Raw genomic sequence first — 16,867 nt, 5'->3', positions numbered from 1 at the left:
TTCAGGTTTCCACCAGCCCCACCCTCACCGGTGGGGCTTTTGTGCATTTCGACAACAAGAGAAAGGAGCAAAGTGATGAGTCTGGAAACCTGGCTGCTGTTCAGCGGTGCTGCACTGGTGGTGATCCTGATTCCGGGGCCGCTGTCGTTGCTGATGATCAGCAACAGTCTGAACTACGGGTTGCGCCGCTCTTACCCGGCGTTCCTCGGTGGCGTGATTGCCTCGATCTGCCTGCTCAGTGCATCGGCCCTGGGGCTGGGCGCGTTATTGCTGGCGTCGGAGCAGTTGTTCAGTGCGCTGAAGATCGTCGGCGCCCTGTATCTGTTCTACCTCGCCTGGCAGAGCTGGCAGCAATCGCGCCAGCCCGCGGTGGGCGCCGAAGTCCCGAAGGCGGCGGCCGTACCGCGTTTTCGCGCCTTGTTCGGCCGCGCGTTTGTGCTGGGCGCCAGCAATCCGAAAGACATCCTGTTTTTCGCCGCGTTTCTGCCGCAGTTTCTCAGTGCCGAACAGCCCTTCCTGCCGCAGTTGCTGATGATGATCGCGACCTGGACCGTGCTCGATCTGCTGTGCAAGCTGGCCTACGGACTTGGCGCGCACGGCGCCGCACGTTATTTGCGCAGTGGCAAAGGTCAGAGCTGGTTCAACCGGATCAGTGCCGGTCTGTTTGGCGGCGCCGGGGCAGCCTCGCTACTCAGCAGCCACTGAGCGTTTCAAAGTGCAACTTGATTGGCCGTCAACGCCCACCATCCTGATGTAAACATGCTCATCAGGATGGCCTCTGCGCGGACGAAGTTTGCCTGGTATTACACGCAATACACCGCAACAACCCATCGATATACTTTCGCTAAATTCCCCCCTTATTATCGCGCTGACTTTCAATAAAACTGCCTGAACAAGGATGTTCAAATGGCCACGCTTATCAGCGACGCATTAATACACGACGACTCCGTCATCATTACCGACATGGACATTGGCGTTAATGAACATGATGCATCGACGCTCGACCTGTCAAAAAACAAGCCCACCGGCCATTCCGGAAACAAACATAAAACCGACCAACTGACCATCACCGATGGCCTCTTCGGCCCCCTGCAGATGGGGTCCATTTCAATCACCCGCGTGTCACTCGACGCCTTGGGCGCCACCCTTGGTGGTCAGCGCCTGACCGGACAGAACACCTTTTTTCGCACGCCCAGGCGCTCATTCATCAACGCCTTGCAGTTCAATGCCAACGAAGTAGACAAACAGATCCGCACAGCCAGCGCACCGGACAGTTATCTGTTAACGACACTTCTGTTCGAGCTGGCCAGCCGACGCCCGCTGACTTCCCCACCGATCCTCTGGTCAAGCGACGAGACACAAGCCGATCCCGGCCAATATCGCCGCAAACTTTCAAAACTTCTAAGCAGCGCGCACAAACTCGACTTGCGCCATGCACATCTTCCCGACAACAACCCGCGCTGGGTCGGTGTACTCAAGAGCAATGCAACGCTTGGCTCAAGTGTAGGTATTCAGGGGTTTGGCATATTCATGGGATTGCGCGGAGTGGTCGATGCAATCAAAAGCAATAACAGCGCCGAGATCGTCATTAATACCGCCGGCATTGCTTCGGAGTTCGGGTCCATTGCCGCCGATGTCGCGGTCAACAAAGTGGCCAGCGAGATGATTACGGCCGGGCAGACCGCCTACAAGGATTTTGCCAAAACCCGATTCGCCGTCAGATTGGGCCGCTCCGGAGGCCTGATTGGCGGTGCGTTGACACTTCCTTTCGATATCTACACCGCAATCAGGTCCCTCAACGCCGCTGACAATGCGGCCGGCAAGGAAGCCCTGGATCATTACGTCAGCGCCGGCTTGAGTATCACCAGTGCCGCCATGACCGTCATCCTTGGCGGCGCAGCGATGGCCGGATTCTCTTTTGCCGGCCCGGTGGGCCTCGCGGCGGGAGCGATCCTGGCAATCGGATCACAGGTGTACGGCGCGGTGAGAATCGTCGATGACATTGATGATTACATCGAGCTCACCACCGAAGAGCGTTGGCGTACCGGCTGGTTCTCATTCTGTTTCATGAACCCAGACCAGGACGTGCAGAACCGCTATAGCCTGGCAAAAGCCAGGACCGAACACCTGAAACAGCTAAAAGCGACCGCCCGGAAGTTGCTGGATGGAGAACTGCAGGACGCTACCGAAGCCGTCGTGAACGGCACATTTGAAGTACATCTCACACAGAAGCAGGTCTGGACGCGCAATTGGTGGACCAAGCAGGATGGCTGGGAAACCGTCAACGTGCCGCAGATAAAAGGTGGCGATGACACCATCGATGCCCGCGCGGGCGTTACCGCCAGCACACCAGGTGCAGAACTGGGTAAGGCGGCGGAAAACAAGGGCGTATTGTGGTTGATCGGCGATGGCCGGGATTCGATCGTCGGCGTTGAGAAAAAAACCAACACGTTCCACTACAAGTCAGGGAAAAAACACCTGACGGGGGGCGAAAAAGATGACCGTTTCGTCTTTGAAGGCGCGGCCGATTTGCTCAGGCAAGGGGGTAGCGTTCTCGACGCTTCGACATTGCAGGGTGGCGCAGGCAGCGACACTCTGGTCCTGGGCGGGGCAGATTACAGCGCCAGCGCCAAGGGTTCAGGCTATGACGTCAACCTGCCGGCCGGCACGCTTCATACAACGGTGGCCGACCCGACAGTCGCAGGTGAAAAAAAACGCGCCCTCCACAGTCGTCTGGACAGTATCGAAAACATCGAAACCGTGACCAATGGGCAATCCATTGTCACGGGCACCGAACAGCGCAACATCATTAAGTCCCGTGGCCGGGACACGATAAAGGCAGGCGCGGGCAACGACCAGATCCATCTCTTGCACGGCGGTGCTTCAGCCTCGGGCGAGGCAGGCGTTGACGAATATTTCGTTGCCCACCAGGCAGGCCGGATATCGATCACCGAAGACGGCGATCAGCAGAGCGTTGTCGTCTTGAACTGGCGGATGGACCTGATTGAAAGTTGGGTCATCGAAAACACAGCACTGATCATTACGTCCCGATTCGATTTTCAGGATTCGCCCAAAAGCGTGGTTGCCCTGCAAGACGTGTACATCCGCAACGATACGGAATCCGTTCTGAAGAACAACAAACTGACGTTTATGACCCGCGACGGTTTCGTGCTGATGCCGGACTTTCCGGAAACTCTCGAAAATGGCAGGACCGTCGAGCTGGAAATCATCGTCGCTAAACAGGGGCAAGCAGAAAAACCGATCATTCTCTACACCCCGACGTACTCGATCAGGCATCAGCAAGATGCGGGCTATTACCTGCCGCGATCGCCGCAGGACACTGCCCTTGAATTCGTCGAGCGCCGGGACGCGGTTACGCGAATTTACCTGGACTACGCCAGCGATGAACTGAAACAGGCCGACGCCCACTTCACCGCAAGAAAATCCGACAAGGACCACGACCTGATGGCCGGGTGTGATCTGCAATATCGGGTTGGCGAAAAAAAACTGACGCTTCGCCACTTTGCATTTGCCCGTGGCGGCACCGACCCGATGAACATGACGAAAATCCTCAGAACCATGGCCGCGAAGCCGCTCCAGAGAATCGTTCTGATATTCAATGACGGTGTCGCCTTCAATGCAAAACTGACAGCCGAAACCGATGTTGCCCCGGCGGACAACCACTACGAGATGCACGCGCTGAAGCACTGGACCACCCGAATGAACCTGCCCATGCCATTGCGTACAGGCCGGTTCACCTTTGACCTGCCTGAGAACGAAGCCTACAGGCTGGGTACACGTCGGGCCTGTGCCAAACTCGCTTCGCTACCGGCACAAACCGCAATGGAGAGTCTGGAAGGTCAGGGCTCGACCTACCTGGTGCATCTGGTTGCCGACATGACGATAAAACTCTCGACCCCGGGGGCTTTGGCCAATGCCGCCATCAGACTGCCCTACTCGTCGACCTGGGAACTTGATGCCACGGCGCTGGGCGCCGTAGCGATCAAACTGGAAAACAACAAGCTGCACATCGGCACCTGCACCATTCATCTGCCCGTTTACGACAGCGAAGATCTCATCGATCAGATCCGTGTCATCACCATAGAAGGGCTGGTCCATACCGTCGACCTGTCTTTCGATCGAGTCTATCCGGACGGCCTGGACGGCCGATTCTTCAAAGCACCAACGCCCTCGAAAGATCCGCTGCCACCCCCCTTCACCGCACTGGCAGACAAGGTGCTGAATGTACGAAATATCGTCGTGGCAGATAACCGCCCGGGGATATTGAGTTACAGCTTCCCCGAGCGCAGCTGGCGCTTGGACGCTGAAACCCTGTGCATTGATCATTCGCAGCTCAACGTCATCAATCGTTGCAGCCATCAGCTACCTCAGAGAGTGATGCCAGCGTCATTGCTGGACGTGGCCGAGCCTCCCCTGTCGCGCCCCGCTCAAGACCGATCATGCACGCACTCCGAGAGCGGCTTCGCGCACTGAACGCGCGCACCCGAAACATGTGTCGAGGCGCCACTTCGCGCCTTGAAAACGCCTATCCGAACGAGAATTCCCCCATGGCCAAACCGCCAAAAAGAACAGCTGTGACAACAACCACCGATGCCTCCGTAACGACACGAAAGACGGATCCCTCTTCCAGCCATCGCGTCACGACCGCTGACCTGCCTTCGCCTGGCGGCCTGCCGTTGACGGGTTCGGATCTGTCAAACCCCGCTGCGCTGCCAACAACTCGCCCTGCCGCTATCGTTGTCCACGAGATGCCTGGACGCGCGGCGGATAGCTTCAGCACTGCCCGCAATGAAATCGCCTGGCCACAGCACCGTTTGCACGAACTGGAACCTATTGGCGATCAGACGGGACTGTTTATCGGGCCGGATCAACGCACATACGCCCAGCTCGGCACCGAGGGCCGCTTCGTGGTTGAGCGCAATGCGCAAGGCAACTATCACGTCCCCCTGACCTTCGCCCCCGGCGTCGCCGGACCGCTGCTGGTGAAGAATGAAGGCCTGGCCAGTTGGCGCATCGAGCGACCGGGCTGGCATGCGACGCAGACGCCGGCAAGCACTTCGGGAGCGGCGCAGACGCCAACTTATCTGCTACCCGACGATGCCCGATCGTTGACCAAGGCAGAGGCGTCAACGGATGGCCTGCGCTACAACAAACTCAAGCAAACCTTTGTCGACACCGCCGAAGGCACGGTCAGGGTTCGCAAAAACCCTGAAGGGCAATACCAGCAAGCCTTTGCGACCACCCATGAGGCCCCGGAGATTTTTTTTGAGCGAATTCCCGACAGCCTGCTGTGGCGCCAAAAAATCTCCGGTTCGACATCCCATGAGCCGGCTCATCAGCAGCGCCTGCGTGATGTCGATGAATCCGCCCCCTCCTCAGGGCCGAGCAAGCGACCACGTCTGGACGAGCCGACACCGGCATCTTCAGCCACAGAGCCCGCTACACCCGCGGCCTATTCCTGGCTGCCGTGGGGCCACCTGAACAAACCTGCATCAATCGAAACCGTGCAGTTGGGCTGGCTTCATTACCCCATCGTGCCGATCGGTTCCGCACGCACGCTCACGACTTTTTTTGTGAAGCACCCTGACTTCGACCCAGCCGGTTTTGATGCTTTTGAACACATGCTGCGCACAGCCCCTTCCCTGCAGCCAATGGCGACCTTTCGCATCGGGCACGACCCCGGCGAAATCAATCCCGGCACGCGTTTTTTCGATGAACCCATAACGCAATCGGTCGCCAAGGCCTTTCCAGATCTGTCGCAGGTCAGCGCACAAGCCATCGCCAAAAAACTCTTCGAACTGGCCGACAACTCGCCCCTCGCCACGGCCACCGGACTGCTGAATATTCAGGCGGTGCTGCACCAGTGGAAACAGAAGCCGTTTCCGGTCACGCCGGCCTACGCCGATCCATTGATCATGCTGCCGGTTGCGCAAGCGATTGACCGACCTGAGGGGAAAATCATTGTGCTGCCACCTGGCCGCACCGGTGAGTTGCAACAGCTCATCTTTGATCCAAAGCGTTTTGCGATCGAATGGAATCACTACAAAACCTACCCTTCGGATTTGAACCTGAGACGACTGCTGGGCGCTTTACTGGTCCGCAGCGGCTACGACCTCTATCCCCTGACCCATGAGCATCGCAAGCCCACGCTGGTGTTCAGACGGGCGAGCCATGACCAGATGTTCTTCCTGAAGCTGGGTGCAGTCGAGAAGGTCGGACTTGTCCACCAGCCCGGTAACGAACTGGCCGATCCGCAATTGCCAGACAGAATAGGCAAGGACGCATTCAATGCCCTGAGCGCTGCGGCGGCACAGAACAAAGTGGTCTGGCTGATCGGCGGCGTGCTGAAGGTCAATTCCGCGCCCGATTCGGTGTTCATTCTCAAGGAACGCTGAACCGCCCCCGTCCCCTCGTCGCTCTGCCGGCGGGGCGGCTTAGGCCACCCAAAAAAAAGCCCGCAGTGTGAGCGGGCGAAAGACCAAAGAAGCTATATGCGCAGTCGCTTCCCGGTGGGGGCAGCCGCTTGGGGTCAGCTGCCCCGGTACGTGGAATAGCTGTAAGGCGAAATCAACAGGGGCACGTGATAGTGCTCCTGTTCGGCAGAGATACCGAAGCGCAGCACCACCACATCGAGGAAGGCCGGCTCGGGCAGTTGCACGCCACGGGCACGGTAGTAATCGCCGGCGTGGAACTGAAGCTGATAAACGCCGGTACGATAATCCTCGCCTTGCAGCAACGGCGCATCGACCCGGCCATCGCTGTTGGTCAGCGCGCTGGCGACCAGTTCCAGCTGCGACCCTTCAACGCGGTACAACTCGACCTTGATCGAGCTGCCCGGGCAACCGTGTGCAGCGTCCAAAACGTGTGTAGTCAAACGTCCCATTGATTCTGCGCGCCTGCCTGCCTTGAGCAGTCAGACCTCGCGCCTCCCGAAGTCAGATAAAAAGGAGACCGCACCGATTCGGAGCACGAAAAGCTGCGGCGAGCGACTGATTAAGACACTTTTCAAAAAAATTGTACACAATAAAAACGACATTTTTCGTCGCGCCCCCGCCAACCCGGCCTTTATCGCCAATTCACAGGCAAAGCGCCTGATCATTGAACCTTCTGTTCATTAGCTGACTGGTCAGGCAGGTTTCTTGCAGGCTTGAACCGTTAACCGTAAAAGATGACAGCCGGAGAAAAATGCGAAAATTCAGGCTTACAAATTGGCGATAAAGTTGTATACAATCAGCCCATCGCTGTGACGCCAGCCTTGCAGGCCGCCACACCCACCTGTCAACGAACAAGAAGGAAGACTGCAGTGAGCGCTGACTACCCTCGCGACCTGATCGGTTACGGCAGTAACCCTCCTCACCCACACTGGCCGGGCAATGCCCGCATCGCCCTGTCGTTCGTACTCAATTACGAAGAAGGCGGCGAGCGGAATATTCTGCACGGTGACAAAGAATCCGAAGCCTTCCTGTCCGAGATGGTGGCCGCTCAGCCGCTGCAAGGCGCGCGCAACATGAGCATGGAATCGCTTTATGAGTATGGCAGCCGTGCTGGCGTCTGGCGGATTCTGAAACTGTTCAAGGAATTCGACATCCCGCTGACCATCTTCGCCGTCGCCATGGCCGCCCAGCGCCACCCGGACGTGATCCGTGCGATGGTCGAGGCCGGTCATGAGATCTGCAGCCACGGCTATCGCTGGATCGACTACCAGTACATGGACGAAGCGCAGGAACGCGAGCACATGCTCGAAGCGATCCGCATCCTCACCGAACTCACCGGCGAGCGCCCATTGGGCTGGTACACCGGCCGCACCGGCCCGAACACCCGTCGCCTGGTGATGGAAGAAGGCGGTTTCCTCTACGACTGCGACACCTACGACGACGACCTGCCGTACTGGGAACCGAACAACCCGACCGGCAAGCCGCACTTGGTGATTCCGTACACCCTCGATACCAACGACATGCGCTTCACCCAGGTGCAGGGTTTCAACAAGGGTGACGATTTCTTCGAATACCTCAAAGATGCCTTCGACGTGCTTTACGCCGAAGGCGCCGAGGCGCCGAAAATGCTTTCGATCGGTCTGCACTGCCGCCTGATCGGTCGCCCCGGTCGCCTCGCTTCGCTCAAGCGCTTTATCGAATACGCCAAAAGTCATGAACAGGTGTGGTTCAGCCGTCGCGTCGACATCGCACGCCACTGGCACGAAACCCACCCGTACCAAGGGACTGCAAAATGAGCCGTTTTCAAACCCTGCAACCGTCGACCCTGAGCCGCGACGCTTTCGTCAAAGCCTTCGCCGACATCTACGAACATTCGCCATGGGTGGCCGAAAAGGCCTACGACCTCGGTGCGGACGCTTCGATCGACGAGATCGAAACCCTGCACCAGCGCATGAGCGACATCCTGTTGAGCGCCGATCATGCCAGCCAGCTGGCACTGATCAACGCTCACCCGGACCTGGCCGGCAAAGCCGCCGTCCAGGGCCAGTTGACCGAAGCCAGCACCCATGAACAGGCTGGCGCCGGTATTCACCAATGCACGGCCGAAGAGTTCCAGCGCTTCACCGAGCTGAACGACGCCTACAAAGCCAAGTTCAAGTTTCCCTTCATCATGGCGGTAAAAGGCAGCAACCGGCATCAGATCCTCGCGGCGTTCGAAACGCGCATTCATAACCCGGAAGAGACCGAGTTCAAATGCGCGCTGGCGGAGATCAACAAGATTGCCCTGTTCCGTTTACTGACCCTTTAGCAAGCTTGGCCCGAGCGTGAATGAACGCGTAATCGCCCAGGGCCCTGCAAGCATCCCCAGCCAACTTATCAAAGGCAGACAAGAAGAATGAAAGCTTACGCCGTACCTTTCGAAAAATACGTCAACCTGGCCGATGCCCGTCTGGGCACCAAGATCATTTCGGTCACCGATGACTGGTTCGCAGACGCCAATCGTCTGTTTCAACCGACTCCGGCCGTGTGGAAGGAGGGCGTGTTCGATGACAACGGCAAGTGGATGGACGGCTGGGAATCGCGCCGCAAGCGCTTCGAAGGTTTCGACAGCGCGGTGATCCGTCTGGGCGTACCGGGCTCGATCAAAGGCGTGGACATCGACACTTCATTCTTCACCGGCAACTACCCGCCGTCGGCCTCGCTGGAAGCCTGCTTCCTGGCTTCGGGCGAGCCTGATGAAAACACCCAGTGGACTGAAGTGCTGTCGGCCGTCGAGCTGCAAGGCAACAGCCACCACTACCATGAAATCAGCAACACCGAGGCGTTCAGCCACCTGCGTTTCAACATCTACCCGGACGGCGGTGTTGCGCGTCTGCGCGTGTACGGCGTTCCGTTCCGCGACTGGTCGGCGGTTGGCGATAACGAACAAGTGGATCTGGCTGCTGCCCTGAACGGCGGCCGCGCCCTCGCCTGCTCCGACGAACACTTCGGCCGCATGAGCAACATCCTCAACCCGGGCCGTGGCATCAACATGGGCGACGGCTGGGAAACCGCGCGTCGTCGCACGCCGGGCAATGACTGGGTCATCGTCGCGCTGGGCCATCCGGGCGAGATCGAAAAGATCGTCGTCGACACCCTGCACTTCAAAGGCAACTACCCGGACACTTGCTCGATCCAGGGCGCGTTCGTCAAGGGCGGCACTGACAGCCAGATCGAAACGCAGTCGCTGTTCTGGCGCGAACTGCTGCCAAGCCAGAAGCTGGAAATGCACGCCGAACACACCTTCGTCGAGCAGATCAAGGCACTCGGTCCGATCACCCACATCCGCCTGAACGTGTTCCCGGATGGCGGCGTGAGTCGCCTGCGAGTACTGGGCAAGGTCGCTAAATAAGCAGTGAAGCCATTCGCGAGCAAGCTCGCTCCCACATTTGGAATGCATTCCCCTGTGGGAGCGAGCTTGCTCGCGAAGGCGTCAGAACAGTCAACACAGATCTGGATAAGAAGAACAGCATGCGCACACTACAGATTGAACCGCTGACCAAAGAAGCCTTCGCCCCTTTCGGTGACGTGATCGAAACCGACGGCAGCGATCACTTCATGATCAACAACGGTTCGACCATGCGCTTCCACAAACTGGCGACGGTCGAAACCGCACAGCCTGAGGACAACGCGATCATCAGTATTTTCCGCGCCGACGCGCAGGACATGCCGCTGACCGTTTGCATGCTGGAACGCCATCCGCTGGGCAGCCAGGCTTTCATTCCGCTGCTCGGCAACCCCTTTCTGATCGTGGTCGCGCCACTTGGCGATGAACCTGTATCAGGCTTGGTCCGCGCCTTCGTCACCAACGGCAGGCAGGGCATCAATTACCATCGCGGCGTCTGGCACCACCCGGTGCTGACGATCGAAAAGCGGGATGACTTCCTGGTGGTTGATCGCAGTGGCACAGGCAATAACTGCGATGAGCATTTTTTCAAAGAGGATGAGCGTTTGATCCTCGCCCCCCACCAATAAGAGAAGGTCTGATCACTCGACAACAAGAGTGACAGGCGAGAGGTAAAGACTGTGGAAGCACATCTGTTGGAATGGCTGAACCTGAGCGTGCGCTGGGTTCACATGATCACTGGCGTGGCCTGGATCGGCGCGTCGTTCTACTTCGTCTGGCTGGAGAACAACCTCAACCGCGTCAACCCGAAAACCGGTCTGGCCGGTGACCTGTGGGCGATCCACGGCGGCGGTATCTACCACCTGGAAAAATACAAACTGGCCCCACCGTCCATGCCGGACAACCTGCACTGGTTCAAATGGGAAGCCTACTTCACCTGGATGTCGGGGATCGCGCTGCTGTGCGTGGTGTTCTACTCCAATCCTGTGCTCTATCTTGTTGCCCCCGGCAGCGGTCTCAGTGGTCCTGAAGGCGTGGCCATCGGTATCGGCTCGCTGGTGGTTGGCTGGTTTGTCTACGACTTCCTCTGCGATTCGGCGCTGGGCAAAAAACCCGCCCTGCTCGGTTTCATCCTGTTCGTGCTGATCATTGCCGCGGCCTATGGCTTCAGCAAAGTGTTCAGCGGTCGCGGTGCGTATCTGCACGTCGGCGCGATCATCGGCACCATCATGGTCGGCAACGTGTTCCGTATCATCATGCCGGCGCAACGTGCACTGGTGGCGGCGATCGCCGAGAACCGCACGCCCGATCCGGCGCTGCCGGCCAAGGGGCTGCTGCGTTCGCGACACAACAACTACTTCACCCTGCCGGTGCTGTTCATCATGATCAGCAACCACTTCCCGAGCACCTACGGCAGCCAGTACAACTGGTTGATCCTGGCCGGGATCGCGGTGTTGGCGGTGTTGGTGCGTCACTACTTCAACACCCGTCACGACAGCCACAAATTTGCCTGGACCCTGCCAGTGGCAGCGGTGGGCATGATCAGTCTGGCGTATGTCACCGGCCCGGCGCCGATGGCGACCGCACCTGACGTGGCGAAAGCTGCGGCGAAAATCGAGTACCAGCCGCTGCCGGAAACGGCACTGGGCGGTGGCGCGAAACCGGCTGACGCAGCTCAACCGGCGGCGCCCGCAGCGCCCGCAGCAGCTCCGGCGCAAGCCTCCAATGCCGGACCCGGTTTCGACAAAGTGCACAACGTGATTCAAGAGCGTTGCACGGTGTGCCACTCGGCCAAACCGACCAGCCCGTTGTTCAGCGCAGCGCCGGCGGGTGTGATACTCGACACCCCCGAGCAAATCCGCCAGAACGCCGCGCGCATTCAGGCGCAAGCCATCACCACGCAGATCATGCCACTGGGCAACATCACCCAGATGACCCAGCAGGAACGTGACCTGATCGGTGCCTGGATTGCCCAGGGAGCGCAGACCCACTAAGCCACACCAAAGCCTGTGTAAAAACAGGCTTTTTGAGGTGAAGGAATTTGCCTGTGCTTGAGGATTTACCTGTGGCGAGGGGATTTATCCCCGATCGGCGGCGCAGCCGTCGCAAAAACTGCAATTGCCATCTGCCTGATGTATTGCGATCGCAGGGTTTGGGGCTACTTCGTAGCCCATCGGGGATAAATCCCCTCGCCACAAAATCCCCTGGCCACACATACGAATGATGCAAAGAAACAGCTGCAAGCAACCCGGCAGCTGTTAATCACAAGAATAAAAAAGATCCGAGGTGTTGCATGTCCGAGCTGTCCAAAGCGCGCATACCCGACGCACCCGCCATTCAGCGTTTGCCCCTTTTGCAACTGATCCTGGTCGGTTTGCAACATGTTCTGCTGATGTACGGCGGTGCCATCGCGGTGCCGTTGATCATCGGACAGGCCGCTGGCCTGAGTCGTGAAGAAATTGCCTTCCTGATCAACGCCGACCTGCTGGTTGCCGGCATCGCCACCATCGTGCAGTCGCTTGGCATCGGCCCGATGGGCATTCGCATGCCAGTGATGATGGGCGCCAGTTTCGCCGCGGTCGGCAGCATGGTCGCCATGGCCGGCATGCCCGGCATCGGCCTGCAAGGCATCTTCGGCGCAACGATCGCCGCCGGTTTCTTCGGCATGATCATCGCCCCGTTCATGTCCAAAGTCGTGCGCTTCTTTCCGCCTCTGGTGACCGGCACGGTCATCACCTCGATCGGTTTATCGCTGTTCCCCGTGGCCGTGAACTGGGCCGGAGGCGGTGCGGACGCGGCACAATTCGGCTCGCCAATTTATCTGGCCATTGCCGCGTTGGTGCTCGCTACCATCCTGCTGGTGCACCGCTTCATGCGCGGTTTCTGGGTGAACATTTCCGTGCTGATCGGCATGTGCCTGGGCTACGTGCTGTGCGGCGTGATCGGCATGGTCGACCTTAGCGGCATGGCCAACGCGCCGTGGGTTCAGTTCGTCACCCCGCTGCATTTCGGCATGCCCAAGTTCGAGCTCGCGCCGATTCTGTCGATGTGTCTGGTGGTGGTGATCATCTTCGTCGAGTCCACCGGGATGTTCCTCGCGCTGGGCAAGATCACTGGCCAGGAAGTCTGCCCACGCATGCTGCGCCGCGGCTTGCTGTGCGATGCCGGCGCGTCGTTTTTCGCCGGATTCTTCAACACCTTCACCCACTCCTCGTTCGCGCAGAACATCGGCCTGGTGCAGATGACCGGTGTGCGCTGCCGTTCGGTGACCATCGTCGCCGGCGGTCTGCTGATCGTCCTCAGCCTGCTGCCGAAAGCGGCGTTTCTGGTGGCATCGATTCCACCGGCAGTGTTGGGCGGCGCGGCGATTGCGATGTTCGGCATGGTCGCTGCCACCGGTATCAAGATTCTGCAAGAAGCCGACATCGGTGATCGCCGCAACCAGTTGCTCGTCGCGGTGAGCATCGGCATGGGCCTGATCCCCGTGGTGCGCCCGGAGTTCTTCGCCCACCTGCCAATGTGGATGAGCCCGATCACCCACAGCGGCATCGCCATGGCCACCCTCAGCGCGCTGACGCTGAACCTGCTGTTCAACATCCTCGGCGGCAAGGAGCGTGCGGCGATCAACGATTGCCATGCTCACCAGCATTAACTGAAAAACGCTACCCCCCTGTAGGAGTGAGCCTGCTCGCGATCGCGGTATGACATTCAACACATGAGTTGATTGAAAGAACGCTATCGCGAGCAGGCTCACTCCTACAGGAACAGCTCTGCGCCTCAAACAATAAAAACAAGAGGGAGCAACAGATGATTCGCACGCACACCAACGTTCTGTTGGGTGGCGGCCTGCTGGCCGCCAGTCAAGCCATGGCCGGCGACCTGCTGCTGTGGCAGACCAACAGCCTCACCTACCTGTACGGCAAAAATTTCGCGATCAACCCGTCGTACCAGCAGACGATCACCTTCGAACACGCCGACAAATGGAAGTACGGCGACAACTTTCTGTTCGTCGACAAGATCTTCTACAACGGCAAGGAAGATCAGAACAAAGGTCCACACACCTTCTACGGCGAATTTACCCCGCGCTTTTCTTTCGGCAAGATCTTCGACCGCAAGCTCGAGTTCGGCCCGATCAAGGATGTGCTGCTGGCGATGACCTACGAGTACGGCGAAGGTGAAAGCGAGGCCTACCTGATCGGCCCCGGCTTCGACCTCAAAGTGCCCGGCTTCAACTACGTCACCCTGAACATTTTCCGCCGCCAGACCGAAGGTCCGCGGCCCGGCGACGGCGTCTGGCAAATCACGCCGGGCTGGTCCTACAGCTTCCCGCTGGGCAATTCCGATGTGCTCATCGACGGCTACCTCGACTGGGTCGTCGATAACGATGAAAACTCGCGCGGCACTTACCACGCCAACCTGCACATCAACCCGCAGATCAAATACGACCTGGGCAAAGCGCTGGGCTGGGGTCAGAAACAGGTGTACGTCGGCACCGAGTACAGCTACTGGAAGAACAAATACGGCGTCGAAAATACCCACTCGTTCGACACCAACCAGAACACCGCCAGCCTGCTGCTGAAGGTGCACTTCTAAGATGGCCCGCAACCGTGCCCCATGCCTGTCGTCGCTGCTCTGTTGCGGGGCACTTGAGCGCTGGCCGAGGAGTCAGTATTCTCCGCGGCCTTCTGAATTCGGTCTAAAAAAAAGCCCGGATTTAATTCCTGACCGAAAAGCCAACTTATCCCGGCCCCGGTCAGCACTGAGGCATCCCGAAAACACGCTCGATCGACTGTTTTTCAGCAGCCGAACGGGCGTTTTTTGTTTTTCCGAAAGCCTTGGCGCAGCTTTTGCTACCAGCATTCAAAGCTGACCGATCGGATGAATTTTGCGGTACGAAAAAAGGCGCCACATCAGAGCGCCGATCTTAAAAAAATAACGTGGAACACCTACTTTGGGAGCAACCGAATGAAACGTATGTGCACCAGCCTGATGCTGGCCGGATCGATGTTCGCCGGCGGCCAGGCCATGGCCGAAGGCCTGCTGCAGTGGCAGAACAACAGCCTGACCTACCTCTATGGCAAGGACTTCCAGGTCAACCCGCGCATTCAGCAGACCGTGACCTTCGAGCACGCCGATGCCTGGAAGTATGGGGACAACTTCCTGTTCATCGACAAGATCTTCTACAACGGCAAGGACGACGGCGGCGTCGGTTCCAACACTTACTACGGTGAGCTCAGTCCGCGCCTGTCGTTCGGCAAGATCTTCGATCAGAAACTGGCCTTCGGCCCGGTGACTGACGTGTTGCTGGCCATGACTTACGAGTTCGGTGAAGGCGACACCGAGTCGTACCTGATCGGTCCAGGCTTCGACCTGGCGATCCCGGGCTTCGACTACTTCCAGTTGAACTTCTATCAGCGTCACACCCAGGGCGCACGTGCGGGCGACAACGTCTGGCAGATCACCCCGGTGTGGTCCTACACCCTCCCGGTGGGCAAATCGAACATCCTGATCGACGGTTTCATGGACTGGGTGGTCGACAACGACTCCAACGCCAAGGGCGACTACCACGCCAACCTGCACTTCAACCCGCAAATCAAATACGACTTGGGCAAGGCGCTGAATGTCGGCGAGAAGCAGTTGTATGTGGGTGTGGAATACGACTATTGGTCGGACAAGTATGGGATCAAGGACAGCCAGTACTTCAAGACCGATCAGAGCACTACCAGCTTCCTGGTCAAGTTCCACTTCTGAGAGTAAAAAAGTTCGCGAGCAGGCTCGCTCCCACATTCGACCGGGTTCCAATGTGGAAGCGAGCCTGCTCGCGAAGGCCCCACCCCCGATCTCAGGCCGGAACCACCGCTTCGGATATCCCCAGAAACCGGCACAATTCCTCGCGCTTGGCCAACGCATCACGCCGCCCCAGATCGATCAATTCGCTGCAATACCCCGCTTCGAACAGCAGGTAACTCAACACCCCCGCCCCGCTGGTCTTGGTCGCTCCCGGTCCACGCAAAAACAGACGCAGCGCCGCCGGCAATTCCTGGCGATGCCGCGCGGCGATTTCGTCGATCGGCTGGCTCGGCGAAATCACCAGCACCTCCACCGGCGCCACGCCCAATTCGCGGGTCGGCGTGCCATCGGGGAGCAGGCGGCTGAACTGGTTCAGACGCTGCAATAACTCGATATCGCTTTCCAGAGAATCGATGAACGTGCTGTTGAGCATGTGCCCGCCGATTTGCGCCAGCGTCGGTTGCTGGCCGGTACCGGTGCGTTCCAGCGGCGCTTGCGGATCGCCGCCGCGCGGGTTGCCACTGACGCCCACCACCAGCACCCGACTCGCGCCCAGGTGCAACGCCGGGCTGATCGGCGCCGACTGGCGCACCGCGCCGTCACCGAAGTATTCCTCGCCGATTTTCACCGGCGCGAACAGCAACGGAATCGCCGAACTGGCCAACAGATGATCAACCGAAAGTTGCGTCGGCACGCCAATGCGCCGATGTCGGAGCCATGCGTCGATCGTGCCGCCGCCCTGATAGAACGTCACCGCCTGCCCCGACTCGTAGCCGAAGGCTGTCACCGCCACCGCCTGCAATTGCTGGCACGCGATGGCCTCGGCGATGCCGGGCAGGTGCAGTTTTTCATCGAGCAATTCGCGCAGCGGCGAACTGTTGAGCAGCGCCACCGGCATCTGCCGGCCGATGCCGAGCAGGCTGTGGCTGACAAAACGACTGGCCTGACGGATCACACCAGGCCAGTCACTGCGCAGCACGCGATGGCTGCGAAAGCCCTGCCAGAACAGCGTCAGGCGTTCGACGGCAGCGCGAAAGTCGGTGGCGCCGCTGGCGAGGCTGACGGCGTTGATCGCCCCGGCCGAGGTGCCGACGATCACTGGAAACGGATTGTCCGCGCCCAACGGCAGCAACTCGGCGATCGCCGCCAGCACGCCCACCTGGTACGCCGCCCGAGCCCCGCCGCCGGAAAGAATCAACCCTGTGACCGGTTCAGCCGGGCTCATCGCACCACTCCA

The 16,867-nt window shown here is 59.1% G+C and carries 13 protein-coding genes; 11 read left to right on the top strand and 2 right to left on the bottom strand.

Annotated elements, in window-relative coordinates; all coding sequences use genetic code 11:
- The first annotated feature begins 75 nt into the window (after positions 1-75).
- From HU765_RS21385 to HU765_RS21375, 3 genes are all read left to right on the top strand, one after another.
- Positions 76-705 carry a LysE family translocator gene (locus tag HU765_RS21385; RefSeq protein WP_186622796.1) on the top strand — a complete coding sequence of 210 codons (630 nt, stop codon included), beginning with the start codon at positions 76-78 and terminating at the stop codon, positions 703-705.
- A 201-nt stretch (positions 706-906) separates the two neighbouring features.
- Positions 907-4,494 carry a calcium-binding protein gene (locus HU765_RS21380; protein ID WP_186622794.1) on the top strand — a complete coding sequence of 1,196 codons (3,588 nt, stop codon included), beginning with the start codon at positions 907-909 and terminating at the stop codon, positions 4,492-4,494.
- A 74-nt stretch (positions 4,495-4,568) separates the two neighbouring features.
- A complete protein-coding gene (locus HU765_RS21375; protein ID WP_186622792.1) occupies positions 4,569-6,416 on the top strand; it encodes a hypothetical protein in 1,848 nt (615 codons plus the stop codon).
- 134 nt (positions 6,417-6,550) lie between these two features.
- Here the strand turns inward: HU765_RS21375 and uraH are convergent, their stop codons facing one another.
- Positions 6,551-6,904 (bottom strand): hydroxyisourate hydrolase, encoded by a 354-nt coding sequence (gene uraH, locus HU765_RS21370; RefSeq protein ID WP_186551908.1) that lies wholly within the window; start codon positions 6,902-6,904, stop codon positions 6,551-6,553.
- Between the two features lie 420 nt (positions 6,905-7,324).
- Between uraH and puuE the strand changes: the two genes are divergently transcribed.
- The 8 genes from puuE to HU765_RS21330 all read left to right on the top strand — a co-directional run bounded on the left by puuE (position 7,325) and on the right by HU765_RS21330 (position 15,591).
- Positions 7,325-8,251 (top strand): allantoinase PuuE, encoded by a 927-nt coding sequence (puuE, locus tag HU765_RS21365; RefSeq protein WP_101157499.1) that lies wholly within the window; start codon positions 7,325-7,327, stop codon positions 8,249-8,251.
- The gene (gene uraD / locus HU765_RS21360) at positions 8,248-8,763 is read left to right on the top strand and encodes a 2-oxo-4-hydroxy-4-carboxy-5-ureidoimidazoline decarboxylase (RefSeq protein WP_186622790.1); all 516 of its coding nucleotides are present in this window, start codon (positions 8,248-8,250) and stop codon (positions 8,761-8,763) included. Before puuE ends, uraD begins: the two co-directional genes overlap by 4 nt.
- An 87-nt stretch (positions 8,764-8,850) precedes the next feature.
- Positions 8,851-9,846, top strand: a complete 996-nt coding sequence (alc, locus tag HU765_RS21355; RefSeq protein ID WP_186551910.1) for an allantoicase — start codon at positions 8,851-8,853, stop codon at positions 9,844-9,846.
- Between the two features lie 119 nt (positions 9,847-9,965).
- Positions 9,966-10,469: an ureidoglycolate lyase gene (locus HU765_RS21350; RefSeq protein WP_007913973.1), complete on the top strand. Its 504-nt coding sequence runs from the start codon at positions 9,966-9,968 to the stop codon at positions 10,467-10,469.
- Positions 10,470-10,520: 51 nt separating this feature from the next.
- Positions 10,521-11,834: a urate hydroxylase PuuD gene (locus HU765_RS21345; RefSeq protein WP_186622788.1), complete on the top strand. Its 1,314-nt coding sequence runs from the start codon at positions 10,521-10,523 to the stop codon at positions 11,832-11,834.
- Between the two features lie 299 nt (positions 11,835-12,133).
- Entirely contained in the window at positions 12,134-13,492 is a 1,359-nt protein-coding gene (locus tag HU765_RS21340) for a nucleobase:cation symporter-2 family protein (protein ID WP_186622786.1), read from the top strand.
- Positions 13,493-13,647: 155 nt separating this feature from the next.
- Complete coding sequence (locus tag HU765_RS21335; protein ID WP_186622785.1) at positions 13,648-14,433, top strand: outer membrane protein OmpK; 786 nt, start codon at positions 13,648-13,650, stop codon at positions 14,431-14,433.
- A 372-nt stretch (positions 14,434-14,805) separates the two neighbouring features.
- A complete protein-coding gene (locus HU765_RS21330; RefSeq protein WP_186622784.1) occupies positions 14,806-15,591 on the top strand; it encodes an outer membrane protein OmpK in 786 nt (261 codons plus the stop codon).
- Between the two features lie 91 nt (positions 15,592-15,682).
- On the opposite strand, the gene HU765_RS21325 is transcribed toward HU765_RS21330, so the two are convergent.
- Positions 15,683-16,855, bottom strand: coding sequence for a patatin-like phospholipase family protein (locus HU765_RS21325; protein ID WP_186622783.1), 1,173 nt, complete (start codon positions 16,853-16,855; stop codon positions 15,683-15,685).
- Positions 16,856-16,867 lie beyond the last annotated feature (12 nt).

The organism is Pseudomonas sp. SWRI81 (assembly GCF_014268545.1).
GTDB classification, from domain to species: Bacteria; Pseudomonadota; Gammaproteobacteria; order Pseudomonadales; family Pseudomonadaceae; genus Aquipseudomonas; species Aquipseudomonas hamedanensis.
Note: the sequence above shows the minus strand (reverse complement) of the source record. Positions and strands in the feature narration are given on the sequence as shown.

Coding starts and splice junctions, on each gene's coding strand:
- HU765_RS21385 (WP_186622796.1), top strand. CDS start 76: ATGAGTCTGGAAACCTGGCTGCTGTTCAGCGGTGCTGCACTGGTGGTG.
- HU765_RS21380 (WP_186622794.1), top strand. CDS start 907: ATGGCCACGCTTATCAGCGACGCATTAATACACGACGACTCCGTCATC.
- HU765_RS21375 (WP_186622792.1), top strand. CDS start 4,569: ATGGCCAAACCGCCAAAAAGAACAGCTGTGACAACAACCACCGATGCC.
- uraH (WP_186551908.1), bottom strand. CDS start 6,904: ATGGGACGTTTGACTACACACGTTTTGGACGCTGCACACGGTTGCCCG.
- uraD (WP_186622790.1), top strand. CDS start 8,248: ATGAGCCGTTTTCAAACCCTGCAACCGTCGACCCTGAGCCGCGACGCT.
- alc (WP_186551910.1), top strand. CDS start 8,851: ATGAAAGCTTACGCCGTACCTTTCGAAAAATACGTCAACCTGGCCGAT.
- HU765_RS21350 (WP_007913973.1), top strand. CDS start 9,966: ATGCGCACACTACAGATTGAACCGCTGACCAAAGAAGCCTTCGCCCCT.
- HU765_RS21340 (WP_186622786.1), top strand. CDS start 12,134: ATGTCCGAGCTGTCCAAAGCGCGCATACCCGACGCACCCGCCATTCAG.
- HU765_RS21335 (WP_186622785.1), top strand. CDS start 13,648: ATGATTCGCACGCACACCAACGTTCTGTTGGGTGGCGGCCTGCTGGCC.
- HU765_RS21330 (WP_186622784.1), top strand. CDS start 14,806: ATGAAACGTATGTGCACCAGCCTGATGCTGGCCGGATCGATGTTCGCC.
- HU765_RS21325 (WP_186622783.1), bottom strand. CDS start 16,855: ATGAGCCCGGCTGAACCGGTCACAGGGTTGATTCTTTCCGGCGGCGGG.